Here is a 26981-nt window from a genome sequence, read left to right as displayed (position 1 = left end):
CCCTCATAATTATATACTTACAAATAATCATACTGCATCATGGGAATTCTTAAAGATAGGTTTAAGGTAAAATCAGAAGCTCATGCAGCCGAGGTAAAAGAACTGTTAAAGCAAAATGGTTCCAAAAAGATCGGCGAAGTTCAGTTGTCCCAGATTTATCAGGGTATGCGTGGAATCACCGGCCTGGTGTCCGAAACCTCATTGCTCGATGCGAAAGAAGGGATCCGCTTCCGTGGTTATTCGATCCCCGAACTGCAAAAAGCTTTACCAAAACACAATGGCGGAACCGAGCCTTTGCCCGAAGGACTCTTTTACCTGATGTTGATTGGCGAATTACCCGATGAAGAAGCGGTGGCTTACATCACCAGCAGCTGGCAGCGCCGTTCACACGTTCCCAACCACGTATTTGCCGCTATCGACGCCCTGCCTGTAACCGCTCACCCCATGACCATGTTTGTAACGGGTATTATGGCCCTGCAAACCGAAAGTAATTTCCAACGCCGCTATGCAGAAGGCATGAACAAAAAGGACTACTGGGATGCCGTGTTCGACGACTCTATGGACCTGATTGCCCGTTTACCCCGCGTAGCTGCTTACATATACCGTCGTAAATATCACAACAACCAGCATATTCAACCCAATGGCCTACTCGACTGGGCAGGTAACCTGGCGCATATGCTTGGTTTTGAAGATGAAAGCTTTAAAGAACTGATGCGTTTATACATGACCATTCATGCCGATCATGAAGGTGGTAACGTATCGGCCCATACTACGCACCTGGTAGGTTCTGCCTTAAGCGATCCTTACCTGAGCCTGGCTGCAGGTATGAACGGCCTGGCAGGTCCGTTACACGGCCTGGCTAACCAGGAAGTAGTGAAATGGATTATGGAAATGCAGCAGGAGCTGAAAACAGAAGTACCTACAAAAGGACAGATAGAAACATACGTAAAGAACACGCTTGCTTCAGGTAAAGTGGTTCCCGGTTACGGTCACGCTGTATTGCGTAAAACCGACCCGCGTTTTACTGCCCAGCAGGATTTTGCAAAACGTCATTTCCCCGACGATCCATTAGTACAAATTGTTTGGAATGTATATGAAACCGTTCCGCCAATTTTAGAATCACTGGGTAAGGTAAAGAACCCGTGGCCAAATGTGGATGCACACAGCGGCGCCCTGCTGGTTCACTATGGAATGAAGGAGTATGAGTTTTACACCGTATTGTTCGGCGTAAGCCGCGCACTGGGTGTACTGGCCAGCCTTATCTGGGACAGAGCGCTGGGCTTTGCACTGGAGCGTCCGAAGTCAGTAACTACCGACCTGGTAAAAGCCTGGCTGGATGGAAAAGACGAGATTTGGGGCGATTAGTTAATATTTAGCTTCTTATTATATGAAGGCTTCATCGAAAGGTGAGGCCTTTTTGTTTTGAAGAGGCTTTAGACTTAAAAATTAAAATAACTTGTCAGCCTCGTCAACCTGTCAACCATGTCTATACTACCTTCCATCCTTAGGTCATCCTAAGGTTATCCCAGGGTCATCCCAGGGTAATCTTAGGGTTTAAACCCTAGGATGAGCTTAGGAATACCCTGGGAATACCTTAAGAAACCCTGAAGATAAGAGGTCCATGAAAGTACTTTTAAAGATATTATTAAGTATATTTATAATACAAAAACTACTGTTTATGGCAATAAGTAACAGCGTATTGTTAAAGCTGCTTTCGGGCCAGATGAACCAGGAAATCGTGTTCAAGCAATATGGCGACAAAACCGTCATAAGCAAGTATCCCGATATGAGTAAAGTTGTATTTACCCCCAAACAATTGCAGGTGCAGGAGAAGATGTATGAGGCTCATTTCAGGGCAAAAGGAATTATGGGCGACGAGGCGTTAGCCAGCGCCGCGCAGGTACGCCTGAACGTTACGCGGAATAAACTGTATACTGCCTTGATAAAAGAATATTTTAAAAGCCAGCGGGAAAATACCGATGCTGCCGGGAATGTGTAATTTGTGGCATGAACCCAACCGTATCAAGACTTACCTGTGTACTGTTAATGAGTACATCCCTTCAATCAGTTGCCCGGCAAACCATTTACCTGGCCAATGTAAATCTGTCTAATAAATTCGGCTGTATTGACCTGCAGGGAAAAGAAGTGATCCCCCTTATATCAACGAAAAAGGCGAATTGGTTATAAGTTCACAGGGAAATGTAGTAGTTAGGGCGAAGTATGAGGGAATTTCGGATTTCGAAGCGTTGTTATTATAAAATTAATTCCTGGTTCTTTTTTTAATCAGCTCGCTGTATTGTTCCGGCAATTGTTTTTTGTCGGCAAACACCGTATCGAAGCCGGTTTTTGTAAAGTCTACCAGGTAATACAGGCGTTCTTCTTCGCGGGTGGTGTCTTTCGGGTTATCAACGCTGTTGTCGTGGCCCTGGAACACTTCTATTAAAGCCTGAATATGTCTGCTGCTGGTGTCTCTGAACAGCCAGCTTGTTTTAGTCATATAATCACCCGCATCGCCCCAGTTCTCTGCCAGTTCTATGTAGGAGGTAAGACTGTCTTTTCTTCTGTCCCACAGGAACATTTTAATGGAAGAAGATTCGTATTCCGAAGGAGTTCTTATCAGTAAACCCATATGGGAGCTGTCGAGCATGAATTTATAAACCGGGAATAAAGCCGGGTGCTCGCTGCTGTGTTGCTGCGCCATTTCTGCCGGAAAGAATTGCGCGCTTATGCTATCAAGGCTGTGGCCATTGAATACGCTGGTAACGGTGTCGGGTGAATGAACTTCCAGGGTGTCGAGCCCGATATTAAAAAACTGGGCGAACAGGCCTTTGAACCGGCCGTTATACGCTATTCCACCTTTTGATTGTATGGGTTTGGGCCGATCGCAGCTAAACAGCGCGACCATACCCGCCAGGAAGAACATTTTTTTCATAACGGTAGTATTATAATCAACCTAACACCCGCCTTCACCCCGCACTTTAAATGTTGTCTTTATTTTTTTATTGATAATCTGAATGGTACCGGAATAGGTATACAGTGCATCCACCACCTTTTCTTCCTTCTTACGAACGATCACTTTATAACCTACTGCATAGTAAACCTCTACAGAACTGAAGGCGGTTAATTGCTTCGACTCGCGCCTGTTCTTTTTCAGTTCAATATCTTTTCCTTTGAACCTGATTAATGCGAAGTCACCCATGTCAGAGAGGAAAACATACTTTTCGTCGCTTAATTTGCAGGTGTCGTAGGTAAAAAATTCACCACAGCCATCGATAGAGCCGGGGATTGATTTAAGAAATTCCAATCTTGGACCGGTGAAAATAGGGGTTGTTGGTGCGGGTTTCACCGTCTTCTTGTCGGTTTTTTTAGGAGTACTGGGTTTTGGTTTGCTATCCTTTGCCCCGTTGCTATCGGTACAATGAGCAAACACCAGCGCAGTTAACAGAATAACAGCAAATCTTTTCATCTTTTAAATCAGGTTAGGATACCGGGTAAATCGGGCGTAAGATACTGATTGTGCGAGGAAATCCATAACGTTACTATTGTATTATGGATAATTATTATGCGAGTTTGCCGTAAATAAGCCCCTCAGTCCTTTAGTTGATCTGTTAATAATCTGAACAAAAGCCTTCTGTAACGCTTTCGCGCTTTCCTCATTAACGAACCGGTGCTTATATCATCAGAAACGTTCATGCCATTAAAATATATTCTTGTTCTTTTGTTTCTGAAAGTGCGCATGGTAAAATCAATATCCCGCAAGGTATCCTTGCCAATCACCAGCCTGTTTAACTTATAATAATGTCCGTTTTGGTCTTCAAGGATCCGCCATGTAGTATCCTTATCATAATCATAAGAAAAATCCTCCCAATAAGCCGGCGTTATTTTGTCAAAGACGATACCGTCTTCTTTGAGCATGGCCAGTATTTCATCCTGGTTGTAATTAACGTTGATATGGCAACCCAGGCATTCCAAATTGCCCCTGGTCCTTGTAAAGCGATAGTAGATGGGCGGCTCATCGGCCATTAAACTAACAAGGGTTGGCAGTAATATTAAAACAGGATTAACCCGGTGTATTTTAATTGGGTGCAGATCATCAATTCGCTTAATGAGGAACCAGGGAATGGGTAAAAGCAACAACACAAACAGATCGGTATAATCGACAACTCTCGATGTTCGGATGATAGCAAAGCGATTGTAAAAATCAATGAATCCCTGGGAGAAGGGCGATTTCCAGAAAATGAGCAGGGCCGCACTTATTATAATTGATTTTTCTTTTGCCGAAGGAAATAACCAGGTGAGTAGCAATGGCAATAGGATGATGCCAACTATATCAGAGAGCTTGCCGGTGACCCAGTTCCCATATTCGTATTTTAAGTAATGATCGTTTACTACCAGGGTTACCAGGCAGAAAAGGAAAATATAGTTCAGCAGGTAGTATTTGTTGCGGGGTGGTTTCATGGATATTAATTGTATTCTAAAACATCTGCGATCAGCAATTTGGGTGGTATTTTTTCATGAACAGCGTGCTTCATTTGCAGCAAATATATTTTCAAAAGATCACTTACTAATCATATGTTTACCGGCGCCCGATGGGCCAAAGATGAGGACTTTCATGGTGTTATTGATTGGTTATGCCTTCACTTTTGTTGCAAGTAAATACTTTCATATAAGGCTTGGTTACTGCTATGTTACAAAATAAACCCCTAAAATGCAAACAGGTTCACCTGCCGGCGAACCTGTTTAACAAACTCCTATAACGTCATCCCGCCATCAATAACAAACTCAGAACCTGTAATAAAAGAAGCGCCTTCATCGCTTAAATAAGTAACCAGTTTGGCTACATCTTCCGCCGTACCGATCTTTTTAAGTGGAATGGTATTGGTAAGATGGTCCATAATGTTGTTTACGGTGGCTTCATCCATGCCGGTTTTGTTCAATACTTCGGTGCGGGTTGGGCCGGGACTTACAATATTTACCCTGATCTTTTTAGGCGCCAGCTCTGCTGCTGCGGTTTTGGCTATGGAGTTCAGGGCTGCTTTACTGGCCTGGTAAACAGAACTGTTTGGATTATACGTAGCCGCTACAATAGACGACAGAATCACTACCGAAGCGCCTTCGGGCAGCAGGGGAATAAACTTACTAAGGGTAAAATAGGCTCCCTTGAAGTTAATGCCCATTACATTGTCGAAATTTTCTTCACTCATGTTTTCTATCGGGGCAAGCGAACCTACAATGCCGGCGTTGATAAACAGGATATCAACTTTCCCAAACTTCTGTTGTACGCCTTCGTACAGATCATCGATATCTGTTAAACTCGCCTGATCGGCTACAAAAGGAATAGCGCCTAACTCCTTTGCTGCTTTTTCAATGGCTTCTTTACGCCGTCCGGTGATGATTACGGTGGCGCCCTGTGCTACCAGCTCCTTAGCGGTTGCATAACCAATGCCACTGTTTCCACCGGTTACTATCGCCACTTTATTACTAAACTTTTCCATAGTTAAATATTTTATACAAAAGTATCAGGTAAGTGGTATACTTTTGTAACCAGTATCATAGAGTATACCAGTTAAATATTTTAACAAGCATGAAAAGAGACCAGGAAGAAGAGTTAAAATCGTTACAGGATACCCTTTATTTTATCGGGGGAAAATGGCGTATCCCGGTTATTAATTCATTGTGTAATGGCAACCGGCGGTTCAGGGAAATAGAACGCAGCATCCCGGGCATTACCACCAGGATGCTGTCGAAAGAGTTGAAGGAAATGGAATTGAACAAGCTGGTTAAAAGAACCGTGTACGACGATATGCCGGTAACGGTTGAATATGAACCTACAGAATATTGCCGCACCTTTGGCAAGATCATTATGGAAATGATAAACTGGGGAAGGGACCACCGCAAGTTCGTTCAGAAAAATAAATAGTTTACCTGTCGCCCATCCACTCCAGGAAAGCGGTTGTTTTTTCTTTCCCGATCAGTAATTCATCGGGTGTGGGCAATACCAGCTTTACAAACAGTTTGCGGGCTGAATAATGTTCTACTTCTTTGATGGCTTTAAAGTTTACCAGGTATTGCCGGTTGAGGCGGTAAAACTGCCGGGGCGATAATTGTTCCTGAACCGTTTCCATCGACTGGGTAAGCGGATAGCTTTGTCCCTGAAAGGTCATGATGGTGGTGGTATCGTACCGGATATGAATAAAGGCGATCTGTTCAGTTTGAACCGTAATGTATTTGTTGTCTTTAAACACCAGGAAGCTTTCCTTGCCTTTATTGGCGGCGCCTATTTTGGCCAGTAACCCGCTCAGGTCGGGCTGGGCGTTTTGCTGGAAGAAGTTCTTGAGGTTATCTACCTTCTCAAACGCCTTCTGTACCTCTTCTTTTGAAAAAGGTTTCAGGATATAATCAATGCCGTTAGCCTTGATTGCTTCCAGCGTGTATTCCCCAAAAGCGGTGCAGAAAACAACCGGGCAGCGGAGTTGAACACTCTCGAAGATCTCAAACGCCAACCCATCAGACAGCTGAATATCCATAAACACCAGGTCGGGCTGCTCATTGGTGGTGAAGAAGTTTACAGCGCTTTCAACACTTTGTAAACTGGCAACAATGGTTGCAGTGGGCCGGATGGCTGCAATCATATTGGCCAGTGATTTGGCGGCTTTTATCTCATCTTCAATAATTACGATTCTCATATGCAACGGGAAGTTTTATGGTAAAGTTGGTGTCACCGGATTCAACGGTCACGGTTTTATCCAGCAGGTGCAAATATCGTTGTTTGATATTATCCAGGCCCACGCCTGCAGAAGCTTCTTTGGTTCTTTTTAGCTGGATCCTGTTCTCCACAATAATAAACTCTCCGTTTGAATAAATGCGCACCTTCAGCGGCTTGTCTAACGACACAATATTATGTTTGATACAATTCTCGATCAACAGCTGCAGCGTGAACGGCGGCATATGGGATGAGTAATGGGCTTTGTCGATGTTGATGGAAACATCGAACCCATCTTCAAACCTTGCCTTTAACAGGAAGATATAAGCTTCCAGCGTTTTCAATTCTTCCGAAACAGTAATCAGGTCAAGCTTTCTGCTCTCGAGGGTAAAGCGGTAAAAGTCACTCAGCTTTAAAATGAAATCAACCGAATGTTCATCCTGGTTCTCCACCATGTATTTCAGCGTGTTCAAACTATTGAACAGAAAGTGCGGATTCACCTGTTGTTTTAACAATTCATACTGGGCGGCCAGGTTGTCCATTTTGGTGCGCTCCAGTTCAATACTTACTTTCTGATGCAGGTAGTTCTGGTACAGGAAGTGAATGAACATATAAAAGGTAACATTCACCAGTACACCTCTTACTTCTATCATTAACATAGTAGGGCCAAAAGGCAGGTGCGAGATCAACTCCTGTTGCAACAGCGCCAGCAGGAACATAACGCCCACACCCGTAACCAGGCTTATAATAAGGCGGCTTACCGAAAAGCCTTTGGCAATATCCCGGTGCGTGTATTTGGGAAGCGTATAGATATTATAATACCATACAAACAGCGCGAACAACGCGGTAACGCCGCAATTGACCACTGTTTCATACAGGTTGAAAGGCCGTTCCGCAATTTTGGGAACCGCCATCAGCAGGCCAAGTGCCAGTGAGCTTAGCCAGATGACCTTATTGGAAATGTTGAAGTTTTTTGTGCTCATTTGATGAGTCAAAAGTAGAATTAAATGGCTGATTATTGACGTCCTATATTGTCTACTTCAGGTGCCAATATGCCTAACCGGGCATTTTAAGGGTTTTAATCCGGCGGGTTTGTCGTCAATTTGTGGAACAAACAACAAACACACTAAAACAAATTATATGAACTGGACAAAAATGAAAAAGTTAGCGGGCTGTGTAGCCGTAGCAGGAGTGGCAGTATGTTCCCTTTCATTAAATGATGTGGCCTGTCAAACCCCGGCTGCCGAAAAACATGGCCAGCAACCGGCAACAGGTGATAACAAAGGGTTTGCCCTGGTAGAACTGTATACTTCGGAAGGATGTTCAAGCTGTCCGCCGGCCGATCAGTTAATGGAAAAACTGCAACAGGAAAATGCCGGCAAACCAGTGTATGTAGTAGCCTTCCATGTTGATTACTGGAACCAGCTGGGTTGGAAAGATAAATTCAGCGCGGCCGAATTCACGGCCCGTCAACGCCAGTATTCCGACTGGATGAACCTGGAATCTATTTATACCCCGCAGGTAGTAGTAAATGGCGTAAGTGAGTATGTAGGTTCCAATGAGCGGTCGATTGTAAAAGCGATAGATGCCTCCCTGGAACGGGGAACAGATAATGCCCTTACATTAACCGGTAAGGCAGACAGCGGCAAAGTGCGGGTGAATTATGCCGTTACCGGTTCTACAAAAAATAAAACGTTGTACCTGGCGCTGGTGCAAAAGAAAGCCAGCTCGCATGTAATGGCCGGGGAAAATGAAGGCCGCCAGTTATCACATGTTCAAATTGTTCGCGAATTGATACCTGTAGATATTTCAGGCAAAAGCACGACAATCAATTTACCCGATACGTTGGTAAAGGAAGGCTGGGAATTGATCGGCTTTATTCAGAATAAAGTCAATGGCAATATTACCGCCGCCGCTAAAATGAATTAAAAAACTATCACTTCACTATTAATACAACTTACAATGAAACACCTGTTATTACAACCCAAACGCATTTACTTACTGGTTTGCTTATCCGTATCACTGTTGCTGCTGTTGGCGGTTCATACCATGGCGGAGCCAGCACCCGGGCCTGTAAAAAATATCGTGATCGTGCATGGTGCTTTTGCAGACGGTTCAGGATTTAAAGGATTGTACAGGATCTTAACAAAGAAAGGGTATCACGTTACCATTGTTCAGAACCCGCTTACTTCACTGAAAGATGATGTAGACGCCACCCTGCGCGCACTCGATAAACAGGATGGTCCTACAATACTGGTTGGTCATTCCTGGGGAGGTACGGTAATTACAGAAGCAGGAGTACACCCGAAAGTAGCAGCCCTGGTTTACATCTCCGCGTTTTTACCTGAGGCAGGGGAAACCACCGGACAACTGGCGATGTCATTGCCGATGGCAGGCGAGGGCGGCATATTACCACCCGATGATAAAGGAGTGGTGTATTTTGACCGAGCAAAATTCCATGCAGGTTTTGCTGCCGATCTTAGTCAGGAAGAAGCGGATTTTATGAGCGCTTCACAAGTACCCATATTCGCAGCCTGCTTTGGTGCGCCTGTTACAAACGCCGCCTGGAAAACAAAACCGACCTATGGTATTGTAGCCACAGAAGACAAAGCCCTTAACCCGGCAATAGAGCGCAACATGTACGAACGCGCAAAAGCGAAGATTACCGAAATAAAAGGCAGTCACGTAGTATTCATATCACAACCCAATGCTGTAGCCAATGTAATTATTGACGCAGCCAACGCACAGCAATAAATTCAATAAACAAATAAAACATTATAACAATGGAAACTTTAGCATTCACCGCAACACAAATAGAGAAAGTATATTATACCGGAAAAACCCATACTACAGGCGGCCGCGAGAATGGCGCTGCAAAAAGCAGCGATGGGAATTTAACTGTAAAATTAACCACACCAGGGAAGGGCGATGGCACAAACCCCGAACAATTGTTTGCTGCGGGCTGGTCAGCCTGTTTCATTGGCGCCATGGGTATCGCCGCTAACAAAATGCGGATTCAATTACCTGCTGATACGGCCATCGATGCGGAAGTAGACCTGGGCACTGGCAGTGGTGGGTTTCTGTTACAGGCAAGGTTGAATGTAAGTTTGCCTGGTTTGGATGCGGAAGTTGCGCAACAATTGATAGAAACGGCGCATGCTACCTGTCCGTACTCAAAAGCCACCCGCGGAAATATTAATGTAACGATCAATTTGATTTAAAAAGAGAAAGGCTTCATGGCTATGTATAGAGGGCTTTCCCGGTATATCGGGAGGCCCTTATTTTTTGGCTGAAATTAAAAACTCATTAGAATGCGGAAGGCATACCGGGAAATAAGTAGAAAATTCATCCCGGTAATCAGGTAATCTTGATTAATTAATCTGGTTGTGCTGGAAATCAGGGATTTCATTATTTATTTTGCTTTCCATTTCAAGCCCATGAAACAATTTCCCCGTTTTTTAGGAATGCTGTTGATTACCAGCAGCGCTGTCTCTTCTACGTATGCCCAAACAGCCGAAACGGCTTTAACGCAATGGATGGAGGGCAACTTTAAGCAAGCAAAAAACACGGCTGCTGACGCCATTGCCGCCGATAAAAACAATGCCCTGGCTTACCTGGTACATTCAGGAGGATTGCTGTTCGAGTTCAATGCAACGGCTGCACAGGCTGATGTGGAGAAGGCGATAAAGTTGAGTCCGAATAATGCTTTGTTTCAGGCACAACTGGCCGAATGTTACAAGGCGCAAAGCAATATGCCCCAGGCAAAGAAGCAGGCTGAAAAAGCGATCGGTTTATTACGCTCGCCAAAAACAGGAATGGAATACTTCATGCGTGCGTCCATGGAAAATATCCAGGGAAAACCCGATGAAGCCCTGGCCGATTTTACCAAAGCATTGGAGATGAACCCGCGCTATGTACGTGCCTATGCGAAACGCGCCGGTTTGTATTTTGATAAGAACCAAATGGACCTGGCAATGGCCGACCTGTCAAAAGCCATTGACATCAATGCCCGATATGGTTACCCGTATTACCTGCGCGGACTTATTTACCACAACCAGCAGCAATACGATCAGGCAATTGCAGAATATACAAAGAACATTAAGTGTGATGCGAATTCAGGCGATGCGTATTTTAACAGGGCGGTGATATACCGCATTCAGAAGAAATATGATCTGGCAATAGCCGATTACAACAAAGTGTTGGAGCTTACGCCGAAAGATGCAGATGTATATGGTAACCGCGGGAATATTTATTACGATCAGCAAAAGTACGACCTGGCGATGGCCGATTACAACAAGGCTATAGAACTGAATCCTGCAAAAGCCAGCTATTATGCGTCGAGAGGGAATGTATATCGCACCAAACAGCAAATTGACCTGGCGGTTAAAGATCATAATAAAGCCATTGAATTAGATCCTAAATACAGTTATGCGTACCAGACGCGCGGCGAAGATTACTACAGCTCAAAAGAAGACGATAAGGCTATGGTAGATTTTAAAAGATCAGTTGAACTGGATCCGCATTCTTCTTACGGTTATCTGTTCATGGGTTTTGTTCATCATAACAAGCAACAGTATAATGATGCTATTGCCTGTTACACAAAAGCCATTGAATACAATCCCAATAACCTGGATGCTTATAACAACCGCGCAGCAGTATACGATGCATTGGGCAATACCAAACAGGCTAACCTGGACCGGAAAAAATACAGCGACTTAGGAGGAACCATCACCGCCAGCGGTAACTCAGGAAAAAAGATCCTGTATCCCGGCAGCACGTTTGACCCTGCCGTAGCAAAGGCTGCCCTGAGCAGGGGGCTGGCTACTATTAAAGGCCGCGCCTGTTCAAAATACGATGGGCTGCGATTTGATGCTGCAGGCGCCAAAGTAATATTGATGCCGGTTACACCTTACCTGGACGAGTGGTACAAATTGCGGGAAAAGAAAGAGAGCAAAACAACCTGGGTGTATATGTCGGACGAAGCTTATAAATACCGCATAGAAGCAGTGGCCGATGCAGAAGGCCGTTTTGTGTTTGAAGGATTGAAGCCCGGTAAATATTTTGTTCAGGTGATCCATAACTTCAACCAGTTAAAGACGGCCAAAGTATATAACGGCTCAGATACCTACCAAAACGGTCCGGTAATGCAAACTACCAATTATTATTATCTGCAGGACTATACCGTTGAACGCAGCGCCCGGTTCGAGAAGTTTGTAGAGATAGATGAAGAGAGCGAAACCAAAAAGATCACCCTGACGAGTGGGTTGATAAAGAGTTGTGCGTTGTAAATCAGTAGGTTAGTTGAAATGGCGGAAATTTGTTATTTTGGGTAGACAAATTTGGGTAGCATGGATTCTAAAGGACAGAAATACTGGTTTGAATTAACAGATATTGAAGTTTTTGATGGCGATAAGCACATGGCGGCTTTGGTAAAAAGATATGGGATTGCTTCAGTTGAGGGACTCATTATTCCCCAGGAAATATTGCGTATTGAAAAAGGGCAGGTGTTTTTGTGAGTAAAGAATTTTCCCGCCTGGGTTGAACCAGTTATAGCCAGCTTTAATTCGTTGTAAACATTACCTAAGCCTCACCCCAATTTTAATGCCTGCGGAAATATTAGGATAAGTATGACGCCCCAATACCCTTACCTGGTATCCTGAGTTCATATCATTGCCATATTTTTCTCCCCGTAATATTCCATCATATTCGGTTTGTGGTAAATCAGTAGATGAATTAAAAAACCTGATACCAGCACCGGCATACATTTCCAGGATTATTCTCCTGGTAAGGTTGTTCAGGTATCCGAATTTTGCATTGATACAATTAACATATCTTGTCATTTTATAAGTTTTGGCATAGCCTGCACTATTGACCGAAATACTATCATGTTCAAAGTAAGTTTGATGTTTGTATTGATATTCCAACCCAATGTAAGGGCCGTTACATTTATTTCCTTTCCAGAGATAATATTTCAGGGCCGGTTTAATAATAATACCTTTGGCATTGGGCTTGGCAAAATAGTCGCTTAAATAGGTGTAATAACCGATTTCAGCAGAAAGAGCAATCCCTTTATACACTTTGGCATCTGCGCTAAATCTTAAAGAGGAGCCATCCGCAAAATCTATGAGGCTTACAGGCATGAAGGAGATATAGAATTTATTATCAAGTCCATAATATTTATATCTATCTATAGAAGGAAAAACATTATCCTGGCAGAACGATTTAGAACTTATCATGACAAAAAGGATAATGATGGAAAACGGTCTAAGGAAATGCATGGGTAAGGGTATTTAAAAGTGTTAAGGTTTATCTCTTCCAACAAAATTACCACTGCCGGTTAAAAAATCGATAGCTCTTTTAATATTCCTGTCTACACTTTCAGGTGTTTTTAAATTGGCGATGTATCGTACTATTTCTTTCTTCCTGGAAGGAGGCAGGCTGTCGAATACTTTTTTAGCGGCGGTATTTTCCTTCAATGCCTTTACCAGTTTGGGATGAGGTTTTATAGTTCTGTTTGCCGGGTCGAATTCAACACTAAGCTCAATTCTTTCCCCGATCCTTTCAGGCGACTTCTTCAGCATGGTAGTGTTAATGTATAACCGCCACGCGCCTTTGTATTTTATCAGCGTTTGTTTATAGGCTTTATTATTGACCGTTCCTTTGATGGGAATGTAGCCGGTTTCTTTTCCTGCCTGGATGAAAATTTGCTTTAATATGCTGTCGGGCACAAATACAAAAGGGTTAATTCCAATTAGTTCTATAGTGGCCCTGAATTTATGCATAGATAACTGCTGTTATCCTGCTAAAATAGCTTATTATAGTGGAACCTAAAACATGCCTGCAATAAATGGACTTCAATCACCATGACAGACTATGACTAAGCCAATACTTTTAATCCCCGAAAAAACAGACCCCGAAACGGAACAGGTATTTGAAGCCTGGGCAAAACAAGGTGGGGAAGTAAAACGATTGGGAAAATACTGGATCGAAGACGAAGAATTAGCCCAGCAGCAAATTGCTATTTATGGTAACCAGGCATTTGCTTTTGTATTGGCGCAGATCTATAATGTTGAATTGATCTCGCCCGATGATACTTTGATTGTACGGCTTGACCATACATGGACAAAGCGCTTTATTCAATTAAAGCAAATAGATCAATTGAAAGAAAGCGACTTCCCCGTTTTTATTAAACCTGTTATTCCCAAAATGTTTATAGCAGGTATTTTTCAAACCCTGCATGATTTTAAACAGGCAGTCAGTGGGCTGACCGATAGGGAAGAAATATTAGTCTCAACTATTGTAAACAATATTACCGCGGAAGCAAGGTGTTATATAAAAGGTAACACCGTAAAAGATCTTGCTTTGTACGAAGGCGCAGCTGACTTATCAACCGGAAGACAATTTGTTTCTGCTTTTCTTGAGGAGAACAAAGCCGGTTTGCCGGAGGTGGTTGTTATTGATATTGCACATAGCGAAGATACCGGATGGTTTATTCTTGAGTTTAATGCGTGTTGGGGGGCAGGTTTAAATAGTTGTGAAGCGGAAAACGTTATCGATTGTATAATTGGTGCAACCGTAAACCACTAACCATAAGCCGGGAAATGTTTCCTTATTATCAAATTTGCAAAGTGTTAAAACCATTTAACAGGGTAAAATAACTACCGTTAGGTGTTTTGTATATCTTTAAGACAAACACGCCCCTAAATTATTTATCCATGATAAGAACAATACTTATCACCGGGTTAGATGGTTGTGGTAAAAGCACTTTGTTTTACAGGTTAGCAGGTGAAAAGCCCGATCATGTTGCGTTGATTACTTTGCCTCATATTGACGAAGACAGTTTACCCTACGATTCTACTATCCGGAAGCAGGCGCAGCTCTTAAATGATATGAGCCGGCAGGCAGATGAAAATAACTGGAGCGATCTGAAAGCCCTGGCCTTGTTTGGCTCCATGCTGTTGTACCAACAATTAGTGCACGAAATGTGCACCCCATTTACCCGTATCCTGATATGTGAAAGACACCCGCTGATCGATCCACTGATCTATGCCCGGTTTTATGCCGAACGGCTTACTCCCGGTTATTTGAATCGGGAGAAAACAGATTATTATAATGCCACTTATGGGGAGCTACTTTCTTTTATAGTTGGCTTATTGCCCATTAAAAGCGGAGGTGATTATGCACTTGAGATCTTTACTTTTATTCGTGATACTTTTAAGAATTCGGCTAGCCCGGACAAACAATTAACGAAATTGTTTAAAACAGCGCTTCCGGATAAGATCTTCTTCCTGAAAGCTGCCCCTGAAATCCTGTTCGATCGTATCGCTTCCAGAAAGCTGGCTGAACCGCACGAGCAATTGCAGGTATTGGCTTTGCTTGATAAAACTTATGATGTTTTGTTTGAAGGCATTGCTGCGCAGGATAAGATACCCATAGAATACATAGATGCCTCCCGGTTTGAAAAGCTGGATAGTTTTTATGACCGGCTTTTGGATGAAATAACTAAAAGTAACTGACATGGAAAATTACCCCATCATTCCCGGGCGGGGTTTGGTAACACCTACCTCTACCAAACTGCGCCATGATTATTTAAACGAGTTGGGATATTCCATTGAGCATATTTCCACTTCGGGCCTTTTGCATGGCGATATCCAGAATAAAATAGAGTCCTACATCGGTTCGGTTGAAATCCCTATTGGTTTGGTAGGACCGCTATTGCATATGGCCGATGGTAGGGAAGAATGGGTGTATGGCGGCGCGGCCACCCTGGAAGGCGCACTGGTAGCCAGTATGAACCGGGGCGCAAAAGCCGCCAGTATGAGCGGAGGTATTAAAACAAGGTTCATTCATCAGAAGATGAGCCGGTGTCCCATGTTTGTTTTTGATAAGCCGGAGGATGCAGCGATGTTCTATAACTGGTTGCCTGCAAAGTTTCAGACTATAAAAAGAGAGGCAGAAAAACATTCCAATCACGCACAGCTTTTATCCATTGAACCTATCATTGTTGAAAACGTGGTGCACACCCGGTTTTATTATCGCACGGGCGATGCTTCGGGACAAAACATGACTACCACCTGTACCTGGCACGCCTTGCTTTTTATTGTTGAACTGTTCAGTAAAGAAACCGGGATTGTCATCACTAATTACGTTATAGAAGGAAATGGTTCGTCCGATAAAAAAGTTTCCACCTATTCGGTTACCAAGGGCAGGGGCGTAAAAGTAATCGCAGAATGCCACTTAGAGGAGTCGCTTATTGTTAATGTATTGCGCACTACTTCCGACGATATCATGAACTACTTTGCGCCCTCTGTTGTGCTGGCCAAACTGGATAATATGTTTGGGTATAATATCAACGTGGCCAATACGGTTGCTGCCCTGTTTGCTGCTACCGGTCAGGATCTGGGGTCGTTACACGAATCATCGGTGGGAATGCTGTCTATAGAGAAAACAAATACGGGCTTGTATATTTCACTTTGTTTGCCCACGTTGGTAATAGGTACAGTTGGAGGCGGCACTTCAGTACCTAAACAAAAAGAAGTGCTGGAGTTGATGAAATGTTACGGGAAAGGAAAGCTGGAACGGTTCGCCCAATTGATAGCGGCATTTGCGTTGTCGTTGGAGATTTCTACCTATGCGGCGATTGTAAGCGGCGCCTTTGCCAAGTCGCACGAAAAATTAGGCCGGAACAAACCGGTGAACTGGCTTACCAAATCGGAGCTTAATAAAAACCTGCTTGTTGAAATACTTGGGAAGCTGAACCCCGAATTCAGCTCCCTGACCATTGGTTTTGAAGAACAGGAAATGGATAATGGCATAATTACCAACCTTACGCGAAAGATCAGTAAAAAGCTGATCGGCTTTTTCCCGTTTACTGCAATGGATGACAAGAACAATCTATCCCTGCTGGTAAAATCAAAGGCCATGGACCAGGATGTGATCAAGGCCTTGCACTGCCTGGCTGCTTCCATTGATCCTGTTTTGTCTGACCTGATCTACAATTACCGCAATCATACCGAATATTACAATTGTCACCTGAAGGAGCTTTTTATTTACGAGGACCTGCATACGAAAGGATTTTTTGTTACGCCAGCTTATTATGGTAAGAAAGAAGATTTGCAGCGGGAAATATATTTGTTGATCACCGAGTACCTGCCCGAACAGGATATGTACCTTTTTAATGCCGAGAATGAACCAGAAAGGTGGCGGCCGCAGGATATTGAGAACATGATTAAGAATATTACCACCATTCATCAACATTATCATGCAGCATCCGCACAAATTCCTGAACATCTCTTTCAACAGTTTGACCCGGCTTCGTCGGCCCCGCTTTATGAGAAACTGATAGCTATCATTGTAAAAGAAGAAGAGGATCCTGTGCGGGTAGTTCAGCTTCAGCAGTTGCAGGGATTTTTGAAAGATCTTACAGTACGCAGTGAAATCGATGCTTTGCCTGTTTGCCTTATTCACAATGATTTTAATCCAAGGAACATAGCCATTCGTATGAATGGTGAAGTGTGTATGTATGATTGGGAGCTGGCGGTAAAGAATATTCCCCATCGGGATATTGTTGAATTCCTGGCTTTCGTAACAAGCGATCCGCAGGACCTAAACTTCCTGAAAAAGTATCTTGGTTTGCATGCGGCTGCCTGGGGCAGAGACCTTTCTGATGCAGCGTGGGTGAGGGGCTACTTATATGCCTTAAAAGAATTCCTGGTCTGCAGGATGACCTTTTATAAAGCATCGGAAATCCTGATGAAATTGAAATTTCCCAACCGGGTGCTGGATAATTGTTTTTCGATGATTGAACAATTGGAAAAAATGTGCGAAGGGTAAAACAATACGTCAGCTAATCAAGCGCAAACGCTACTGCTGCTTTTGCATGAATAAGTGTAGTGTCGAATGTGGTGACGGCAATGCTGGTGTTTTTCAGTAAAATCGGGATTTCCGTACAGGCGTACACAACGCCTTCGGCGCCTTCTGAAATTAGCCTGTTGATGATTTCAATATGAGTGGCTTTAGAGGCTTCAGTAAAAACATCTTTTACCATTTCATTCAGGATGCTATTGTGGATATAATTGCGTTCCGCTTCATTGGGGACCAGGGTTGAAATACCTTTTGCAGCAAGCGCATCTGTGTAAAAAGAATTTTCCATGGTAAACCTGGTGCCAAGCAGCGCTACCTTTTTAATGCCGGTTTCTTTGATGGCTTTGGCTGTTGCTTCTGCAATATGAATAAAAGGCAACTGTACTGCCTGCTTTATTTTATCTGCGATCAGGTGAGGGGTGTTGGCGGCCAGTATAATACAGTCGGCACCTGCTTGCTTTAGTTTAATGGCAATGTCTATATAAATGCGGCTGATGCTGTCCCAGTCGTTTATGTCTAGAAGGGATTTGATTTCTCCGAAGTTAAGTGAATAGAGGATCAGCTTTGCGGCATGAACGCCACCGAGCTTTTCATTAACCAGTTCGTTGATGAGTTTGTAGTAGTCTACGGTAGATACCCAACCGGTGCCGCCTATGAGTCCGAGTGTTTTCATAGGAGCAATTTAATGAAAAAAGGCCCGCTTATGCGGACCTTTGAAAGAAGTGGAGTCCGCGGCAGATTGTAGAACTAATTAATAATATTTCTAAATCGTATAACCTTTGTAAGGTACCTGATAGAAACGACATGACTTATAACTCTGTGCCCGTAAAATAAAGTTGCCTGGAAAATGTTCTGTATAAAAGTTCGGCTTTATCTGGATAAAAAATTTCCCGGAAGCCGCAAGCCTTCTTCACTCGCCACAACTTTTAGCATGACCTTTTGAAGGCCCTTGGGAATCAGGTCAATTTCCGGCTGAGCAAGAGGCTGAAGCAGCTCAATGAATTCATCCTCATCATCATAATATCCAAACTGCAATATCCATTTGTTACCGGATAGTAACCGGATTGCCATCTCCTTGTCCTCTTCATAGATATGCACTTTTATTACAGCCCATTGTTCGTCTTCTTCATCTTCAAAGTAAACGTCGACGGTATCTTTGCTTAATACTTCTGTCACGATCTTTTCCACCAGAGAGCCAGGATGCTTTTTTACCAGTTCTTCGTATGTCATATTGTTTGCCATAGATGTCGCAAAGATAGTGAGTACAGTGATTCGTCGGGACGCTCTTATTCAACTGAGCTAATTCCTACTTCGGAAGGTTCTGCAAAACAAAAAAGGCCCGCATTGCTGCAGACCTTTGAAAGATGTGGAGTCCACCGGCAGATTGTCGAACCAATTAAAAGAATTATTTATTCGTATTAGACCTGTAAAACAATTGATAGATAAAATATCTTCCAGATAATTTCTTTTAAGTTAGGCTAATTCCAGTGCTCTGTTCAAAACTTTTAAGTTGTCAATGTATTCGTCAGCGTGCTTACAATCAGTTGAAAGTTCAGCCCAAATAATTTGCTTAGTTATGGCAAACTGAATAATCGGTTTATTCGGCACATCGATTAATCCTTAGCCTACCAAATGAATGAAACCTGTGACAATTACAGAGTTATCCAATGTGTATAGATATTGTTGGCCACAGTCTTCATCCTTGATGGCTTCTTTTATTCCGTTCCGTTCTAAAAATTCCTGATTGTAATCCTTGAAATTCATTTCTCCGACACTCTCAATGACCCATTTTAAACACTCTATTGTTGGGATCTTAGGGTTTTGTTTACGCCAATCTCTAAACTCAGCAAGGGCAGTGTCACCTTCATCTGACCCAAATGGCGCAAGTTCGTCAATACAACTCCAAAAGAATTCTTCAGGAATAAGTTCCACGGCTCTCTTATGCGCGTGGTCAATATCTATACCGTAGATTTCCTCGTCCATAACATTTAAAGTATTTTAAAAATTATCAGATCAAGCATCAGCTGATGTCGAAAATATAAAGAATTATTACTGAAACATTGTTGTATTGTTAATATTCCACTTCCGGCGAATAGTAGCTACATCTTATTCGCTCTTTTTCCATTCAGCCAATTTCTCTTCTGTTTTCATACGTCCGTTTTTTGCGGGATTGCCTATAAAATCGACAATATTTCCAAGGTTAAGAAATAAAGTTTCGCCCCAACCGCCATAATACAACTCTTTATTGCTTTCTCTTTGTTTAACAAGCCAACGGACAATATATTCTTTGGTTTGATCTGAGCAATCAATTTTAAATACTGGTATTCCTTCTTCCGGGCCAAGGTCAGTGAGTACTTGGTAAACTAAATAACGTGATATTCTTTCTGGACCAGACCAATCAACCAGCATATAGATAATTGCCTTATCCAGTTTAAGCACATCGATAAATTCTTGTTCTGTAACCAGCTCTTTAATATTGCATGCCTTCTCCAGGCTGTTCAGCACTTCAGACGTAATAATAGTTGTTTTATCAGTTCTCATTTTATAATTCCTTTATTGGCTGAAGTGGGGAAAGCATCAACATTGTTTACCAAAATTTCCACCAGGGTTTAGCTTTTTTTGCAATTATACTTTCAAAAGCTATTCGCTTTTGTTGTTCATGCCAATTATTGGTTAATTCTACAGCTTTTATCACTAAGGTCCTAAACGGATTTGGCGGCCCCTGAGAAAATTCGCCATAAAGGAATTGAACTCCTGTCTCGATCTTATCGTCTTTGTATAAAATATTTAAACAGCATAACCGTCCTTTTTTATCCGGCAAATCATATTTATTTCCCCAAAACTCTTGCATTTCTTCAGTAATGAATGGCTTAATCTGGTTAAATAAATTTTTGCTTGTAATGCCAATAAACAAATCATTATCCTCGCAATCAGGGCTCCCATTGCCCTTCCTGTTAATAGATCCTTCCTCATCAAGAATAATAAACAAGACTTGTTTACCTGCCACTTCAAGGATAATTAATATGTGTTGTATATCGGGTATTGATGTCATCATAGGGAATTTAGATTTATTTGTTTGATACTTTCACTAACTCTTAATAGCCTGAACTGTTCCATAGGCTCCTTAAATTGGTTTCAGTTGCGGCTTTATTTACCACCACTGCCAATCTGGGCAATGTTACCATTACCGCGGCGGTCTCTTCAACACTTCACATAAACGGCAATCTGATCAATTGTGATGCCCTTCCTGTTACCACTGGTTTTGTAGATATAAATATAGACAATTTACATTGCCGCGTTATGGTTAGCGACAGCAAGGGCAATTTTAGCCTTGACATTATCCGTTGCAACAGTACACCTGCTACGGCTGTAATTGCCTTATTAAATTGATTGGATTTTGTTTAGCGGCCACGTTATAAAACCAAACGCCTTGGTACCATTCTGATCTCCTTCTCATCTTAAGGATCTTTATTAGAGATTTACTACACTAATCGATGTCGTAATTTTTCAGTTAATAGCAAGTATTCATCCGGAATTTCGATATTTATTCGTGCGGCTAAATTATTTATAACATCAAGGTGAGTCCTGTTAACCTCACCAAACTGTTTTAATAAGGTCTTGAATTCACCAGGTGGATTAGGAAATACCTTGACGAAGTTTTTAACAAAGTAATGAACATCAAAAAGAAACTTTAAATCCTCCTCATATAATATTTTTATGTCACTTTCAAGTAATTTTTCTAATTCTTTGATTCGGATATTAAATTCCGATTTAGTTAGAGAAAACAGTTTAAACTCCTTATCGTTATAGACCAGCGACATATTATCAACATGATCTTCAAACCGTGTAAGGGCTTCAGAAAAATCCAACTGTAAGTTCGAAAAAAAAGATGGCTGCTCAATAATTGGTATCAAATGTCCATAAATAAATTCTTCTGCAGGCGAAATAATTTCCTTTAGTTGTCCACTATTACTTAACTCATTAAGTAATTCTAAAAAATGCGAAATTCGACCAACGTGTGAAAAATGAGTAGCTCCTGATTTAATTATACCATCTGCTTCGATCAGTGGGGAGTTTAATTCTTCAAAAACTATAATTAGATGCTTAAGATCCAAGAGTACCATAAAAGATTTTAGCTTGATCTCTTCATCGCTACCTGTATGAGCAAACTTGTTTCGTAGTTTGGGTAAATAATATTCATAATAGTCAAAAGAATAATCCGCATATCCTGAATACTCCCTTATTACATGGACTTTATCAGTAAGTGAGCCAGTTGAATATTTCTTAGGCTTAACGATCTGGTTCATCTCGGTAAAAATTCCTTCAATTTGTGGGAGTGCCAGCGCATACAAACCGTACCACCTTTTAGACAGATATAAAGCCTTAAGTTCTTTAAAAATAGCAACTCTCTTCTTCAAAATAGGCAATTCTTGTACCTTCTGAATCATCTCGTTTAATATAGGTAAAACCTTCGCATCTTTATAGTTTTTTAGAAATTCCTTTTTAATTTCCGGGCTAAATGTATGCTGAATCGGCGGACTAGAGTTTAGCATTCGAGTTTTGTTACGGATGAGATTTATTTTTCGGTAATCCAATTTTTCATAGTCGATGCCAACTTTCCAATCATTGACAGCAACGTATACTTCCCTATAAGGAAAGTCCCATTTAACATGCATTTTTTTCATAATATCGGATTGACTTTTCCAAGCACCATGTTCCGCATATTGTATTTTCGATCTTTCAATGGCGATATCTCCCACTTTGTGAAGAATGTAATCGATTACCTCATTTCGTTTGCTCGTAGCTCGAAGAAAAAATTCATGCAATATTCGCTCCTCGTGATCTCTTGGTTTGGCCGCTTCCGCCAGAAATCGTTTAATAAATGGCTGCTCTTTATAGTGATCTAACAACTTATCTAACCCTTGTAAATCCTCTTTGGCTTCATTCTCATATTTTAGTCTATTATGAATTGGCAACGTTTCCAGACTAAGTATGGCTCTGAAAAAGGTATTTATACTCTCCTCTTCGGTAACAGTTTTAATGAAGTTCCCCATTACCTCTTTTGCATAGAAGGCAACTATTTCGGTGGAAGGGTCGAGCTTTTTTATATCAATGTGGCTCAGACAAGCGTGAACGATTAAGGTTTCGTCGGTTAAAAAATAGGCTTGTTTTAAAAGTCTTGCTTCTATTTCCTGGCATAATTGAACAAAACTTATCCTGCCCTTTTTAATATCGGATAATTTAATTTTTTGCATGTAGGAAGATACTAATCATCTGAATGTATTCAATGGACATAATATTCAATAATATATCCCATAATAAAATAAAAAACGAACTCTGATCGTCGGTAGGCTTCTCTTTATTAACGGTCTTCTCTTGAATTTTATACTTGCTGAAGTGATTGGCGCTATCAACTTTTTTCTTTAAATGGCATCCTGGTACCAGTTCCTTAAAAATTTAAACATCTTTACATTGATATTATTTCCATTACTCTGCTTCACCAGAAATGCTTCAAAATCCCGTAGTAGATACGCATTAATATCGTCCATGCACAGTTCAATTCCCGATAATTTTTTGCCAGCTTTCTCTTACTCCTGCAATTGCTTATATGTAAAATTTAGGAGAACATCCGAAACTTACGATCACAACGGCGGGCTTTGTGTTCCTTTATGATCATTTCCTTTTTAGCGTATTGATCAGCTCGGTGGAGTACAAATTCATTCCAGGAATACGACTAGCGTGTATTGCCAATTAAATCCAGGAGGTCTGGGCTTTTTATGAAACTGGCATCCGGCAAAGTGGCTTTTTGCCTGGCTTGCGATCTCGCCAACGTTGTTTCAAAAGTAGGCTATCCCTCTAAAAAGGTGGCGCCAACCAATATTTACCAAGTTATCCAGAGCTTTATTTCTATCGCGACGTATAAGACTTATAACAATTTTGTATCTTGGTCTAAAGTATGCATTTGCATTATTCAGTGATTAGCAATCAATTACGCATATCCGGCCCTCCCTTCTAACATTGTCTTTTTATTTCATCCATGCAAAAAGAACTATTCGACCACGACTACAACCGGAACTGGCCCGCACAAGATAAATTTCCTATTAATGAAGAAACCCAGGGCGCTCAGGTTAATAATATCCTTAAAAAGGATATTTTAAATACAAAAAACTTCATTGTTGTTACTGGATTTACCTCGTTGTCACATATCGTAGAAACATTTGGTGCGACTGATCATCCCAATCTTCAGAAAGCGAGAATTGTCGTAGGATTTGACATTGACCAAAGAATAAGTAAAAGAATTGTGAGTCACTCCCTGCCGGCAGAAATAAAGGAATTCTGGGTTAAACAAGGAGTTAGTATTAAGCTGTGTAGCGCCAAGATTAATATAATAGAAAAAATCAATAAACAGCTGATCGATTTTAGATTTAAGAAAAGGCTCCATGCGAAATTATATGTAGGAGATCGATATGCAATGCTCGGTTCTTCTAATTTTAGTAAATCGGGATTGCTCCATCAAAGAGAAGCCAATATACGCGTAGGAAATGAGACGGATCTGACTGAAAAATTACAATACGATTCAATAAAACTGCTTGCTGAAAATTATTATGAACTTTCAGATGATTTCAATAAAGAGATAATTGATCTGCTCAATAGCCTTCTTAAAGATGCCATTTGGGAAGAAGCACTCGCCAGAGCGATTGCGGAAATAAAGGAAAATAAGTGGATGAAAGATTTTCCTATCCTTTACCAGTCAATTGTAAACACTGAACTATGGCCTTCCCAAAAGATGGCAATTGCAAGGGCAATGAGTATAATTCAAGACCAGGGTAATGTGCTGCTTGCCGACCCAACGGGTAGCGGAAAAACCAAATTAGCAACAACCTTAGCTTATACGCTTTTTCACTGGCTTGGCGAAAATGGTCGAAAAGACCGTTCAAATGCGCTGGTAATTGCACCTAAACAGGTATGTGAAAACTGGGAAGCAGAAGGTAGTAGATTCTCTCTTTTAAATAAGATTGAATCTATGGGTAAATTGAGTAACAGCAAAGGAAAAAGCATTGAGAAGTTACAACGGGAAATTGAAAAGGTTGACATCCTGTTAATAGATGAAGCGCATCACTACCACAATTGGAAAAGTAAGCGCAGCCTCCGTCTACGTCCTAAAAGATCATCACATATTATCCTATCAACAGCTACGCCAATCAATAAACGAGCCGAGGACTTACTTCGCCTGATCGAATTATTAGACATCGATAACTTAAGTGATCCCGACTTGGAAAGTTATATACTATTACGAAATAGTAAATATGGGCTAGTTGATGACAAGCATTTGGATCGATTGAGGGATTATATAAATCAGTTTATTGTAAGAAGGACAAAAAAAGAATTAAACAAACTAATTGCAAATGAACCCCATTTCTACAAAAACAGAAACGGACATCTTTGTAAGTATCCTAAAACGATATCAGATATCTATTCAACCGGAGAAACTCCACGAGATAGACAAATTGCAAGAGAAATACACCAATTGCTTATTGGCTTAAAAGGGATAAACTACCTGCAAAAACTGACTATTCCCGTTTACTATGCAAACGAAGACCAAAAAAGACAATACATAGTCCAAAGATTCAATTCCGCTCCAGCCCTTGCAGCCTTTGAGATTAAATCCTCTTTACGATCATCAAACGTCGCACTTTTCGAGTATCTATATGGCTCGGACGCAGCAAATCTTCACTACAATATACACTCATCAAAATCCAAAACGGGAAATCTATTAGGTACGATTCAGAGATGCAAAATAAATGTCCCAAAAATTCTATTCCCCCCAAGCTGGCTACAATCTGAGCATCACTGGATCCTGAATAAAGAGTCATATATTGAAGCCTGCGAAAATGAATCTTCTATATACAATAAAATTGGAGCTCTTTGTAAAGAACTTTCCGGTCAGCGCGAATTACATAAAGCAAAAATGCTCCTTCAAAAAGCGAATGAATTTGGGAAAGTGATTGCCTTCGATTCCACTGTAATAACGTTGGATTATTTGGACTATTTGCTAAAAATAGAGAAAACTGATACGGAAGTTATTGTCGCAACCGGGCAAAATGAAAGAAATCGAAGGCTTGTCCAGGAAAATCTATCAAACTTAAAATTTGATTCCCAGGATAAACTAATTGCGTTGTGTTCCGACGCAATGTCAGAAGGAATAAACCTACCATCAGCAAAAGCATTGGCACTTCTTGACATGCCTAGCGTTTTACGAATAATCGAACAACGAATTGGCAGGCTTGAAAGAATGGATAGCGAGCACGACAGAATCTATGCTTTCTGGCCAGATGACTCAGTTGAATTCTCTTTAAACGGTGATAGAAAGATAATTGAAACTTTGCTCCTTACCGATAGGCTAATAAGAGGAAATGTAGATATCCCCCAAAAACTCTATGATAAATATCTGAAAAGTGGATTTGACATCAAAAAATATATCAAAACCTTTCATGAATATTCGCAGGAAGAATCCGATTGGCAGGGCGTGAAGGACAGCACACAAAATATAAATAACCTCATATACGGAAAAAATGCACTAATAGATAAAAAAACCTATGAGTTGTACATGGACATTGACGCTACTGTAAAGAGTGCTATTAGTTTTTTAGAATCCGAATGCTCGTGGAGTTTCTTTTGTTTCAGAGGCACGTCAACGAGAAGCCCTAAATGGCTTTTTATTGATGAAACCAGCAAAACTTTCACTGATTTTTCGATCATCGCTGAAAAGCTGGAAATATACTTAAAGAGAACTGATATTATCCAACGAAAATGGAACGATGTCAATACAGATCTTGAAATAAATTCAGTTATTCGAAAATTGAGAATGGTCGAAAAATCATTACTTCCAAATAAGAAAAAACGTGCGCTCAATGTGGCGGAGAGACTTTTAAAACAATACCTGTCTCACGAAAAAGATATAACCATCGCAAGGCGGGAATTAATACAGAAACTTTTAAATATATTAAGTCATAAAATAAGTGATAATTCAATCGTCGATTTCGACCGGTTCGCTGACAGTTGGCTAGTTGTATTGCAACCTATCATTGATATGAAAAGAAGCAAACAGCTCAGTCGTCGCAAAGTAATTACGCTTAAAGATTTAACAATAAAAGATGTGACGCTATCCAACGAGGAGCTATCCGAAATATACGAAGGTTGCCAAACAGCCACAGGACTTGATGAAATGATTTCAGCTTGCATTATTTCAGTAAAGAAATCCTAAACCCATTAATTAACTACGATGACATGGAATATACACCTAGCGATGACACGTCATAAATGTTCCAGAAGACTCTCCGGTCAACTTAGACCAGGTTTTGTAAATTAGATACTGAAACACTCGTCATTGTTTAATAAGGCATTAAAAAACGTT

General features: G+C 41.4%; 28 protein-coding genes. 14 read left to right on the top strand and 14 right to left on the bottom strand.

Annotated features, from left to right (window positions below; translation table 11 throughout):
* Positions 1–39: 39 nt before the first annotated feature.
* The 3 genes from NIAKO_RS26835 (at position 40) to NIAKO_RS26825 (ending at position 2187) form a co-directional block, all read left to right on the top strand.
* On the top strand, positions 40–1365 hold the full coding sequence (locus tag NIAKO_RS26835; protein ID WP_014221603.1) for a citrate (Si)-synthase, eukaryotic: 1326 nt from the start codon (positions 40–42) through the stop codon (positions 1363–1365).
* A 313-nt stretch (positions 1366–1678) separates the two neighbouring features.
* Positions 1679–1999, top strand: a complete 321-nt coding sequence (locus NIAKO_RS26830) for a hypothetical protein (protein ID WP_014221602.1) — start codon at positions 1679–1681, stop codon at positions 1997–1999.
* 8 nt (positions 2000–2007) lie between these two features.
* The gene (locus NIAKO_RS26825; RefSeq protein WP_014221601.1) at positions 2008–2187 is read left to right on the top strand and encodes a hypothetical protein; all 180 of its coding nucleotides are present in this window, start codon (positions 2008–2010) and stop codon (positions 2185–2187) included.
* Between the two features lie 73 nt (positions 2188–2260).
* On the opposite strand, the gene NIAKO_RS26820 is transcribed toward NIAKO_RS26825, so the two are convergent.
* The 4 genes from NIAKO_RS26820 to NIAKO_RS26805 all read right to left on the bottom strand — a co-directional run bounded on the left by NIAKO_RS26820 (position 2261) and on the right by NIAKO_RS26805 (position 5495).
* A complete protein-coding gene (locus tag NIAKO_RS26820; RefSeq protein WP_014221600.1) occupies positions 2261–2932 on the bottom strand; it encodes a hypothetical protein in 672 nt (223 codons plus the stop codon).
* Positions 2933–2953: 21 nt separating this feature from the next.
* Positions 2954–3466 (bottom strand): hypothetical protein, encoded by a 513-nt coding sequence (locus NIAKO_RS26815; RefSeq protein WP_014221599.1) that lies wholly within the window; start codon positions 3464–3466, stop codon positions 2954–2956.
* A 122-nt stretch (positions 3467–3588) separates the two neighbouring features.
* Positions 3589–4458 carry a hypothetical protein gene (locus tag NIAKO_RS26810; RefSeq protein ID WP_014221598.1) on the bottom strand — a complete coding sequence of 290 codons (870 nt, stop codon included), beginning with the start codon at positions 4456–4458 and terminating at the stop codon, positions 3589–3591.
* A gap of 293 nt (positions 4459–4751) precedes the next feature.
* Complete coding sequence (locus NIAKO_RS26805) at positions 4752–5495, bottom strand: glucose 1-dehydrogenase (protein WP_014221597.1); 744 nt, start codon at positions 5493–5495, stop codon at positions 4752–4754.
* 89 nt (positions 5496–5584) lie between these two features.
* Between NIAKO_RS26805 and NIAKO_RS26800 the strand changes: the two genes are divergently transcribed.
* On the top strand, positions 5585–5920 hold the full coding sequence (locus tag NIAKO_RS26800; protein WP_041347354.1) for a winged helix-turn-helix transcriptional regulator: 336 nt from the start codon (positions 5585–5587) through the stop codon (positions 5918–5920).
* Position 5921: 1 nt separating this feature from the next.
* Here NIAKO_RS26800 and NIAKO_RS26795 read toward each other — a convergent pair whose 3' ends face one another.
* A complete protein-coding gene (locus NIAKO_RS26795) occupies positions 5922–6686 on the bottom strand; it encodes a LytR/AlgR family response regulator transcription factor (RefSeq protein WP_014221595.1) in 765 nt (254 codons plus the stop codon).
* Complete coding sequence (locus NIAKO_RS26790; protein WP_014221594.1) at positions 6667–7686, bottom strand: sensor histidine kinase; 1020 nt, start codon at positions 7684–7686, stop codon at positions 6667–6669. Before NIAKO_RS26790 ends, NIAKO_RS26795 begins: the two co-directional genes overlap by 20 nt.
* Before the next feature lie 157 nt (positions 7687–7843).
* Here NIAKO_RS26790 and NIAKO_RS26785 point away from each other — a divergent pair, with 157 nt between their 5' ends.
* The 5 genes from NIAKO_RS26785 to NIAKO_RS38760 all read left to right on the top strand — a co-directional run bounded on the left by NIAKO_RS26785 (position 7844) and on the right by NIAKO_RS38760 (position 12219).
* Positions 7844–8632: a DUF1223 domain-containing protein gene (locus tag NIAKO_RS26785; RefSeq protein WP_014221593.1), complete on the top strand. Its 789-nt coding sequence runs from the start codon at positions 7844–7846 to the stop codon at positions 8630–8632.
* A gap of 33 nt (positions 8633–8665) precedes the next feature.
* Positions 8666–9457, top strand: coding sequence for an alpha/beta hydrolase (locus NIAKO_RS26780; protein WP_014221592.1), 792 nt, complete (start codon positions 8666–8668; stop codon positions 9455–9457).
* A 29-nt stretch (positions 9458–9486) separates the two neighbouring features.
* Positions 9487–9924 (top strand): organic hydroperoxide resistance protein, encoded by a 438-nt coding sequence (locus tag NIAKO_RS26775; RefSeq protein WP_014221591.1) that lies wholly within the window; start codon positions 9487–9489, stop codon positions 9922–9924.
* Between the two features lie 216 nt (positions 9925–10140).
* Positions 10141–11991 carry a tetratricopeptide repeat protein gene (locus NIAKO_RS26770; protein ID WP_133055304.1) on the top strand — a complete coding sequence of 617 codons (1851 nt, stop codon included), beginning with the start codon at positions 10141–10143 and terminating at the stop codon, positions 11989–11991.
* Between the two features lie 60 nt (positions 11992–12051).
* On the top strand, positions 12052–12219 hold the full coding sequence (locus tag NIAKO_RS38760) for a hypothetical protein (RefSeq protein WP_014221589.1): 168 nt from the start codon (positions 12052–12054) through the stop codon (positions 12217–12219).
* A gap of 60 nt (positions 12220–12279) precedes the next feature.
* Here the strand turns inward: NIAKO_RS38760 and NIAKO_RS26765 are convergent, their stop codons facing one another.
* Both NIAKO_RS26765 and NIAKO_RS26760 read right to left on the bottom strand, forming a co-directional pair.
* Entirely contained in the window at positions 12280–12939 is a 660-nt protein-coding gene (locus NIAKO_RS26765; protein ID WP_133055303.1) for a hypothetical protein, read from the bottom strand.
* Positions 12940–13002: 63 nt separating this feature from the next.
* Positions 13003–13485, bottom strand: coding sequence for a YdeI/OmpD-associated family protein (locus tag NIAKO_RS26760; RefSeq protein ID WP_014221587.1), 483 nt, complete (start codon positions 13483–13485; stop codon positions 13003–13005).
* Between the two features lie 91 nt (positions 13486–13576).
* On the opposite strand from NIAKO_RS26760, the gene NIAKO_RS38235 reads away from it, so the two are divergent.
* The 3 genes from NIAKO_RS38235 to NIAKO_RS37235 all read left to right on the top strand — a co-directional run bounded on the left by NIAKO_RS38235 (position 13577) and on the right by NIAKO_RS37235 (position 17536).
* Positions 13577–14290, top strand: a complete 714-nt coding sequence (locus NIAKO_RS38235; RefSeq protein WP_014221586.1) for an ATP-grasp domain-containing protein — start codon at positions 13577–13579, stop codon at positions 14288–14290.
* A gap of 128 nt (positions 14291–14418) precedes the next feature.
* On the top strand, positions 14419–15219 hold the full coding sequence (locus tag NIAKO_RS26750) for a nucleoside/nucleotide kinase family protein (RefSeq protein ID WP_014221585.1): 801 nt from the start codon (positions 14419–14421) through the stop codon (positions 15217–15219).
* A gap of 1 nt (position 15220) precedes the next feature.
* Positions 15221–17536, top strand: coding sequence for a phosphotransferase (locus tag NIAKO_RS37235; RefSeq protein WP_014221584.1), 2316 nt, complete (start codon positions 15221–15223; stop codon positions 17534–17536).
* A gap of 13 nt (positions 17537–17549) precedes the next feature.
* On the opposite strand, the gene NIAKO_RS26740 is transcribed toward NIAKO_RS37235, so the two are convergent.
* The 5 genes from NIAKO_RS26740 to NIAKO_RS26720 form a co-directional block, all read right to left on the bottom strand.
* Positions 17550–18239, bottom strand: coding sequence for an aspartate/glutamate racemase family protein (locus NIAKO_RS26740; protein ID WP_014221583.1), 690 nt, complete (start codon positions 18237–18239; stop codon positions 17550–17552).
* A 197-nt stretch (positions 18240–18436) separates the two neighbouring features.
* Positions 18437–18796, bottom strand: a complete 360-nt coding sequence (locus tag NIAKO_RS26735; RefSeq protein ID WP_014221582.1) for a hypothetical protein — start codon at positions 18794–18796, stop codon at positions 18437–18439.
* A gap of 390 nt (positions 18797–19186) precedes the next feature.
* The gene (locus tag NIAKO_RS26730) at positions 19187–19549 is read right to left on the bottom strand and encodes a hypothetical protein (RefSeq protein WP_049815616.1); all 363 of its coding nucleotides are present in this window, start codon (positions 19547–19549) and stop codon (positions 19187–19189) included.
* A gap of 123 nt (positions 19550–19672) precedes the next feature.
* A complete protein-coding gene (locus tag NIAKO_RS26725) occupies positions 19673–20107 on the bottom strand; it encodes a hypothetical protein (protein WP_014221581.1) in 435 nt (144 codons plus the stop codon).
* Between the two features lie 46 nt (positions 20108–20153).
* Positions 20154–20621 carry a hypothetical protein gene (locus NIAKO_RS26720; protein ID WP_014221580.1) on the bottom strand — a complete coding sequence of 156 codons (468 nt, stop codon included), beginning with the start codon at positions 20619–20621 and terminating at the stop codon, positions 20154–20156.
* Positions 20622–20695: 74 nt separating this feature from the next.
* Here NIAKO_RS26720 and NIAKO_RS26715 point away from each other — a divergent pair, with 74 nt between their 5' ends.
* Complete coding sequence (locus NIAKO_RS26715) at positions 20696–20956, top strand: hypothetical protein (protein ID WP_041347349.1); 261 nt, start codon at positions 20696–20698, stop codon at positions 20954–20956.
* Between the two features lie 92 nt (positions 20957–21048).
* Here the strand turns inward: NIAKO_RS26715 and NIAKO_RS26710 are convergent, their stop codons facing one another.
* Entirely contained in the window at positions 21049–22821 is a 1773-nt protein-coding gene (locus NIAKO_RS26710) for a hypothetical protein (protein ID WP_014221579.1), read from the bottom strand.
* A 782-nt stretch (positions 22822–23603) separates the two neighbouring features.
* Here NIAKO_RS26710 and NIAKO_RS26700 point away from each other — a divergent pair.
* Positions 23604–26831 carry an SNF2-related protein gene (locus NIAKO_RS26700; RefSeq protein ID WP_014221578.1) on the top strand — a complete coding sequence of 1076 codons (3228 nt, stop codon included), beginning with the start codon at positions 23604–23606 and terminating at the stop codon, positions 26829–26831.
* The last annotated feature ends 150 nt before the right edge of the window (positions 26832–26981 follow it).

This window comes from Niastella koreensis GR20-10 (assembly GCF_000246855.1).
Lineage (GTDB): Bacteria > Bacteroidota > Bacteroidia > Chitinophagales > Chitinophagaceae > Niastella > Niastella koreensis.
This window is presented reverse-complemented; position numbering and strand designations above follow the sequence as displayed.

Coding starts and splice junctions, on each gene's coding strand:
- NIAKO_RS26835 (WP_014221603.1), top strand. CDS start 40: ATGGGAATTCTTAAAGATAGGTTTAAGGTAAAATCAGAAGCTCATGCA.
- NIAKO_RS26830 (WP_014221602.1), top strand. CDS start 1,679: ATGGCAATAAGTAACAGCGTATTGTTAAAGCTGCTTTCGGGCCAGATG.
- NIAKO_RS26825 (WP_014221601.1), top strand. CDS start 2,008: ATGAACCCAACCGTATCAAGACTTACCTGTGTACTGTTAATGAGTACA.
- NIAKO_RS26820 (WP_014221600.1), bottom strand. CDS start 2,932: ATGAAAAAAATGTTCTTCCTGGCGGGTATGGTCGCGCTGTTTAGCTGC.
- NIAKO_RS26815 (WP_014221599.1), bottom strand. CDS start 3,466: ATGAAAAGATTTGCTGTTATTCTGTTAACTGCGCTGGTGTTTGCTCAT.
- NIAKO_RS26810 (WP_014221598.1), bottom strand. CDS start 4,458: ATGAAACCACCCCGCAACAAATACTACCTGCTGAACTATATTTTCCTT.
- NIAKO_RS26805 (WP_014221597.1), bottom strand. CDS start 5,495: ATGGAAAAGTTTAGTAATAAAGTGGCGATAGTAACCGGTGGAAACAGT.
- NIAKO_RS26800 (WP_041347354.1), top strand. CDS start 5,585: ATGAAAAGAGACCAGGAAGAAGAGTTAAAATCGTTACAGGATACCCTT.
- NIAKO_RS26795 (WP_014221595.1), bottom strand. CDS start 6,686: ATGAGAATCGTAATTATTGAAGATGAGATAAAAGCCGCCAAATCACTG.
- NIAKO_RS26790 (WP_014221594.1), bottom strand. CDS start 7,686: ATGAGCACAAAAAACTTCAACATTTCCAATAAGGTCATCTGGCTAAGC.
- NIAKO_RS26785 (WP_014221593.1), top strand. CDS start 7,844: ATGAACTGGACAAAAATGAAAAAGTTAGCGGGCTGTGTAGCCGTAGCA.
- NIAKO_RS26780 (WP_014221592.1), top strand. CDS start 8,666: ATGAAACACCTGTTATTACAACCCAAACGCATTTACTTACTGGTTTGC.
- NIAKO_RS26775 (WP_014221591.1), top strand. CDS start 9,487: ATGGAAACTTTAGCATTCACCGCAACACAAATAGAGAAAGTATATTAT.
- NIAKO_RS26770 (WP_133055304.1), top strand. CDS start 10,141: ATGAAACAATTTCCCCGTTTTTTAGGAATGCTGTTGATTACCAGCAGC.
- NIAKO_RS38760 (WP_014221589.1), top strand. CDS start 12,052: ATGGATTCTAAAGGACAGAAATACTGGTTTGAATTAACAGATATTGAA.
- NIAKO_RS26765 (WP_133055303.1), bottom strand. CDS start 12,939: ATGATAAGTTCTAAATCGTTCTGCCAGGATAATGTTTTTCCTTCTATA.
- NIAKO_RS26760 (WP_014221587.1), bottom strand. CDS start 13,485: ATGCATAAATTCAGGGCCACTATAGAACTAATTGGAATTAACCCTTTT.
- NIAKO_RS38235 (WP_014221586.1), top strand. CDS start 13,577: ATGACTAAGCCAATACTTTTAATCCCCGAAAAAACAGACCCCGAAACG.
- NIAKO_RS26750 (WP_014221585.1), top strand. CDS start 14,419: ATGATAAGAACAATACTTATCACCGGGTTAGATGGTTGTGGTAAAAGC.
- NIAKO_RS37235 (WP_014221584.1), top strand. CDS start 15,221: ATGGAAAATTACCCCATCATTCCCGGGCGGGGTTTGGTAACACCTACC.
- NIAKO_RS26740 (WP_014221583.1), bottom strand. CDS start 18,239: ATGAAAACACTCGGACTCATAGGCGGCACCGGTTGGGTATCTACCGTA.
- NIAKO_RS26735 (WP_014221582.1), bottom strand. CDS start 18,796: ATGACATACGAAGAACTGGTAAAAAAGCATCCTGGCTCTCTGGTGGAA.
- NIAKO_RS26730 (WP_049815616.1), bottom strand. CDS start 19,549: ATGGACGAGGAAATCTACGGTATAGATATTGACCACGCGCATAAGAGA.
- NIAKO_RS26725 (WP_014221581.1), bottom strand. CDS start 20,107: ATGAGAACTGATAAAACAACTATTATTACGTCTGAAGTGCTGAACAGC.
- NIAKO_RS26720 (WP_014221580.1), bottom strand. CDS start 20,621: ATGATGACATCAATACCCGATATACAACACATATTAATTATCCTTGAA.
- NIAKO_RS26710 (WP_014221579.1), bottom strand. CDS start 22,821: ATGCAAAAAATTAAATTATCCGATATTAAAAAGGGCAGGATAAGTTTT.
- NIAKO_RS26700 (WP_014221578.1), top strand. CDS start 23,604: ATGCAAAAAGAACTATTCGACCACGACTACAACCGGAACTGGCCCGCA.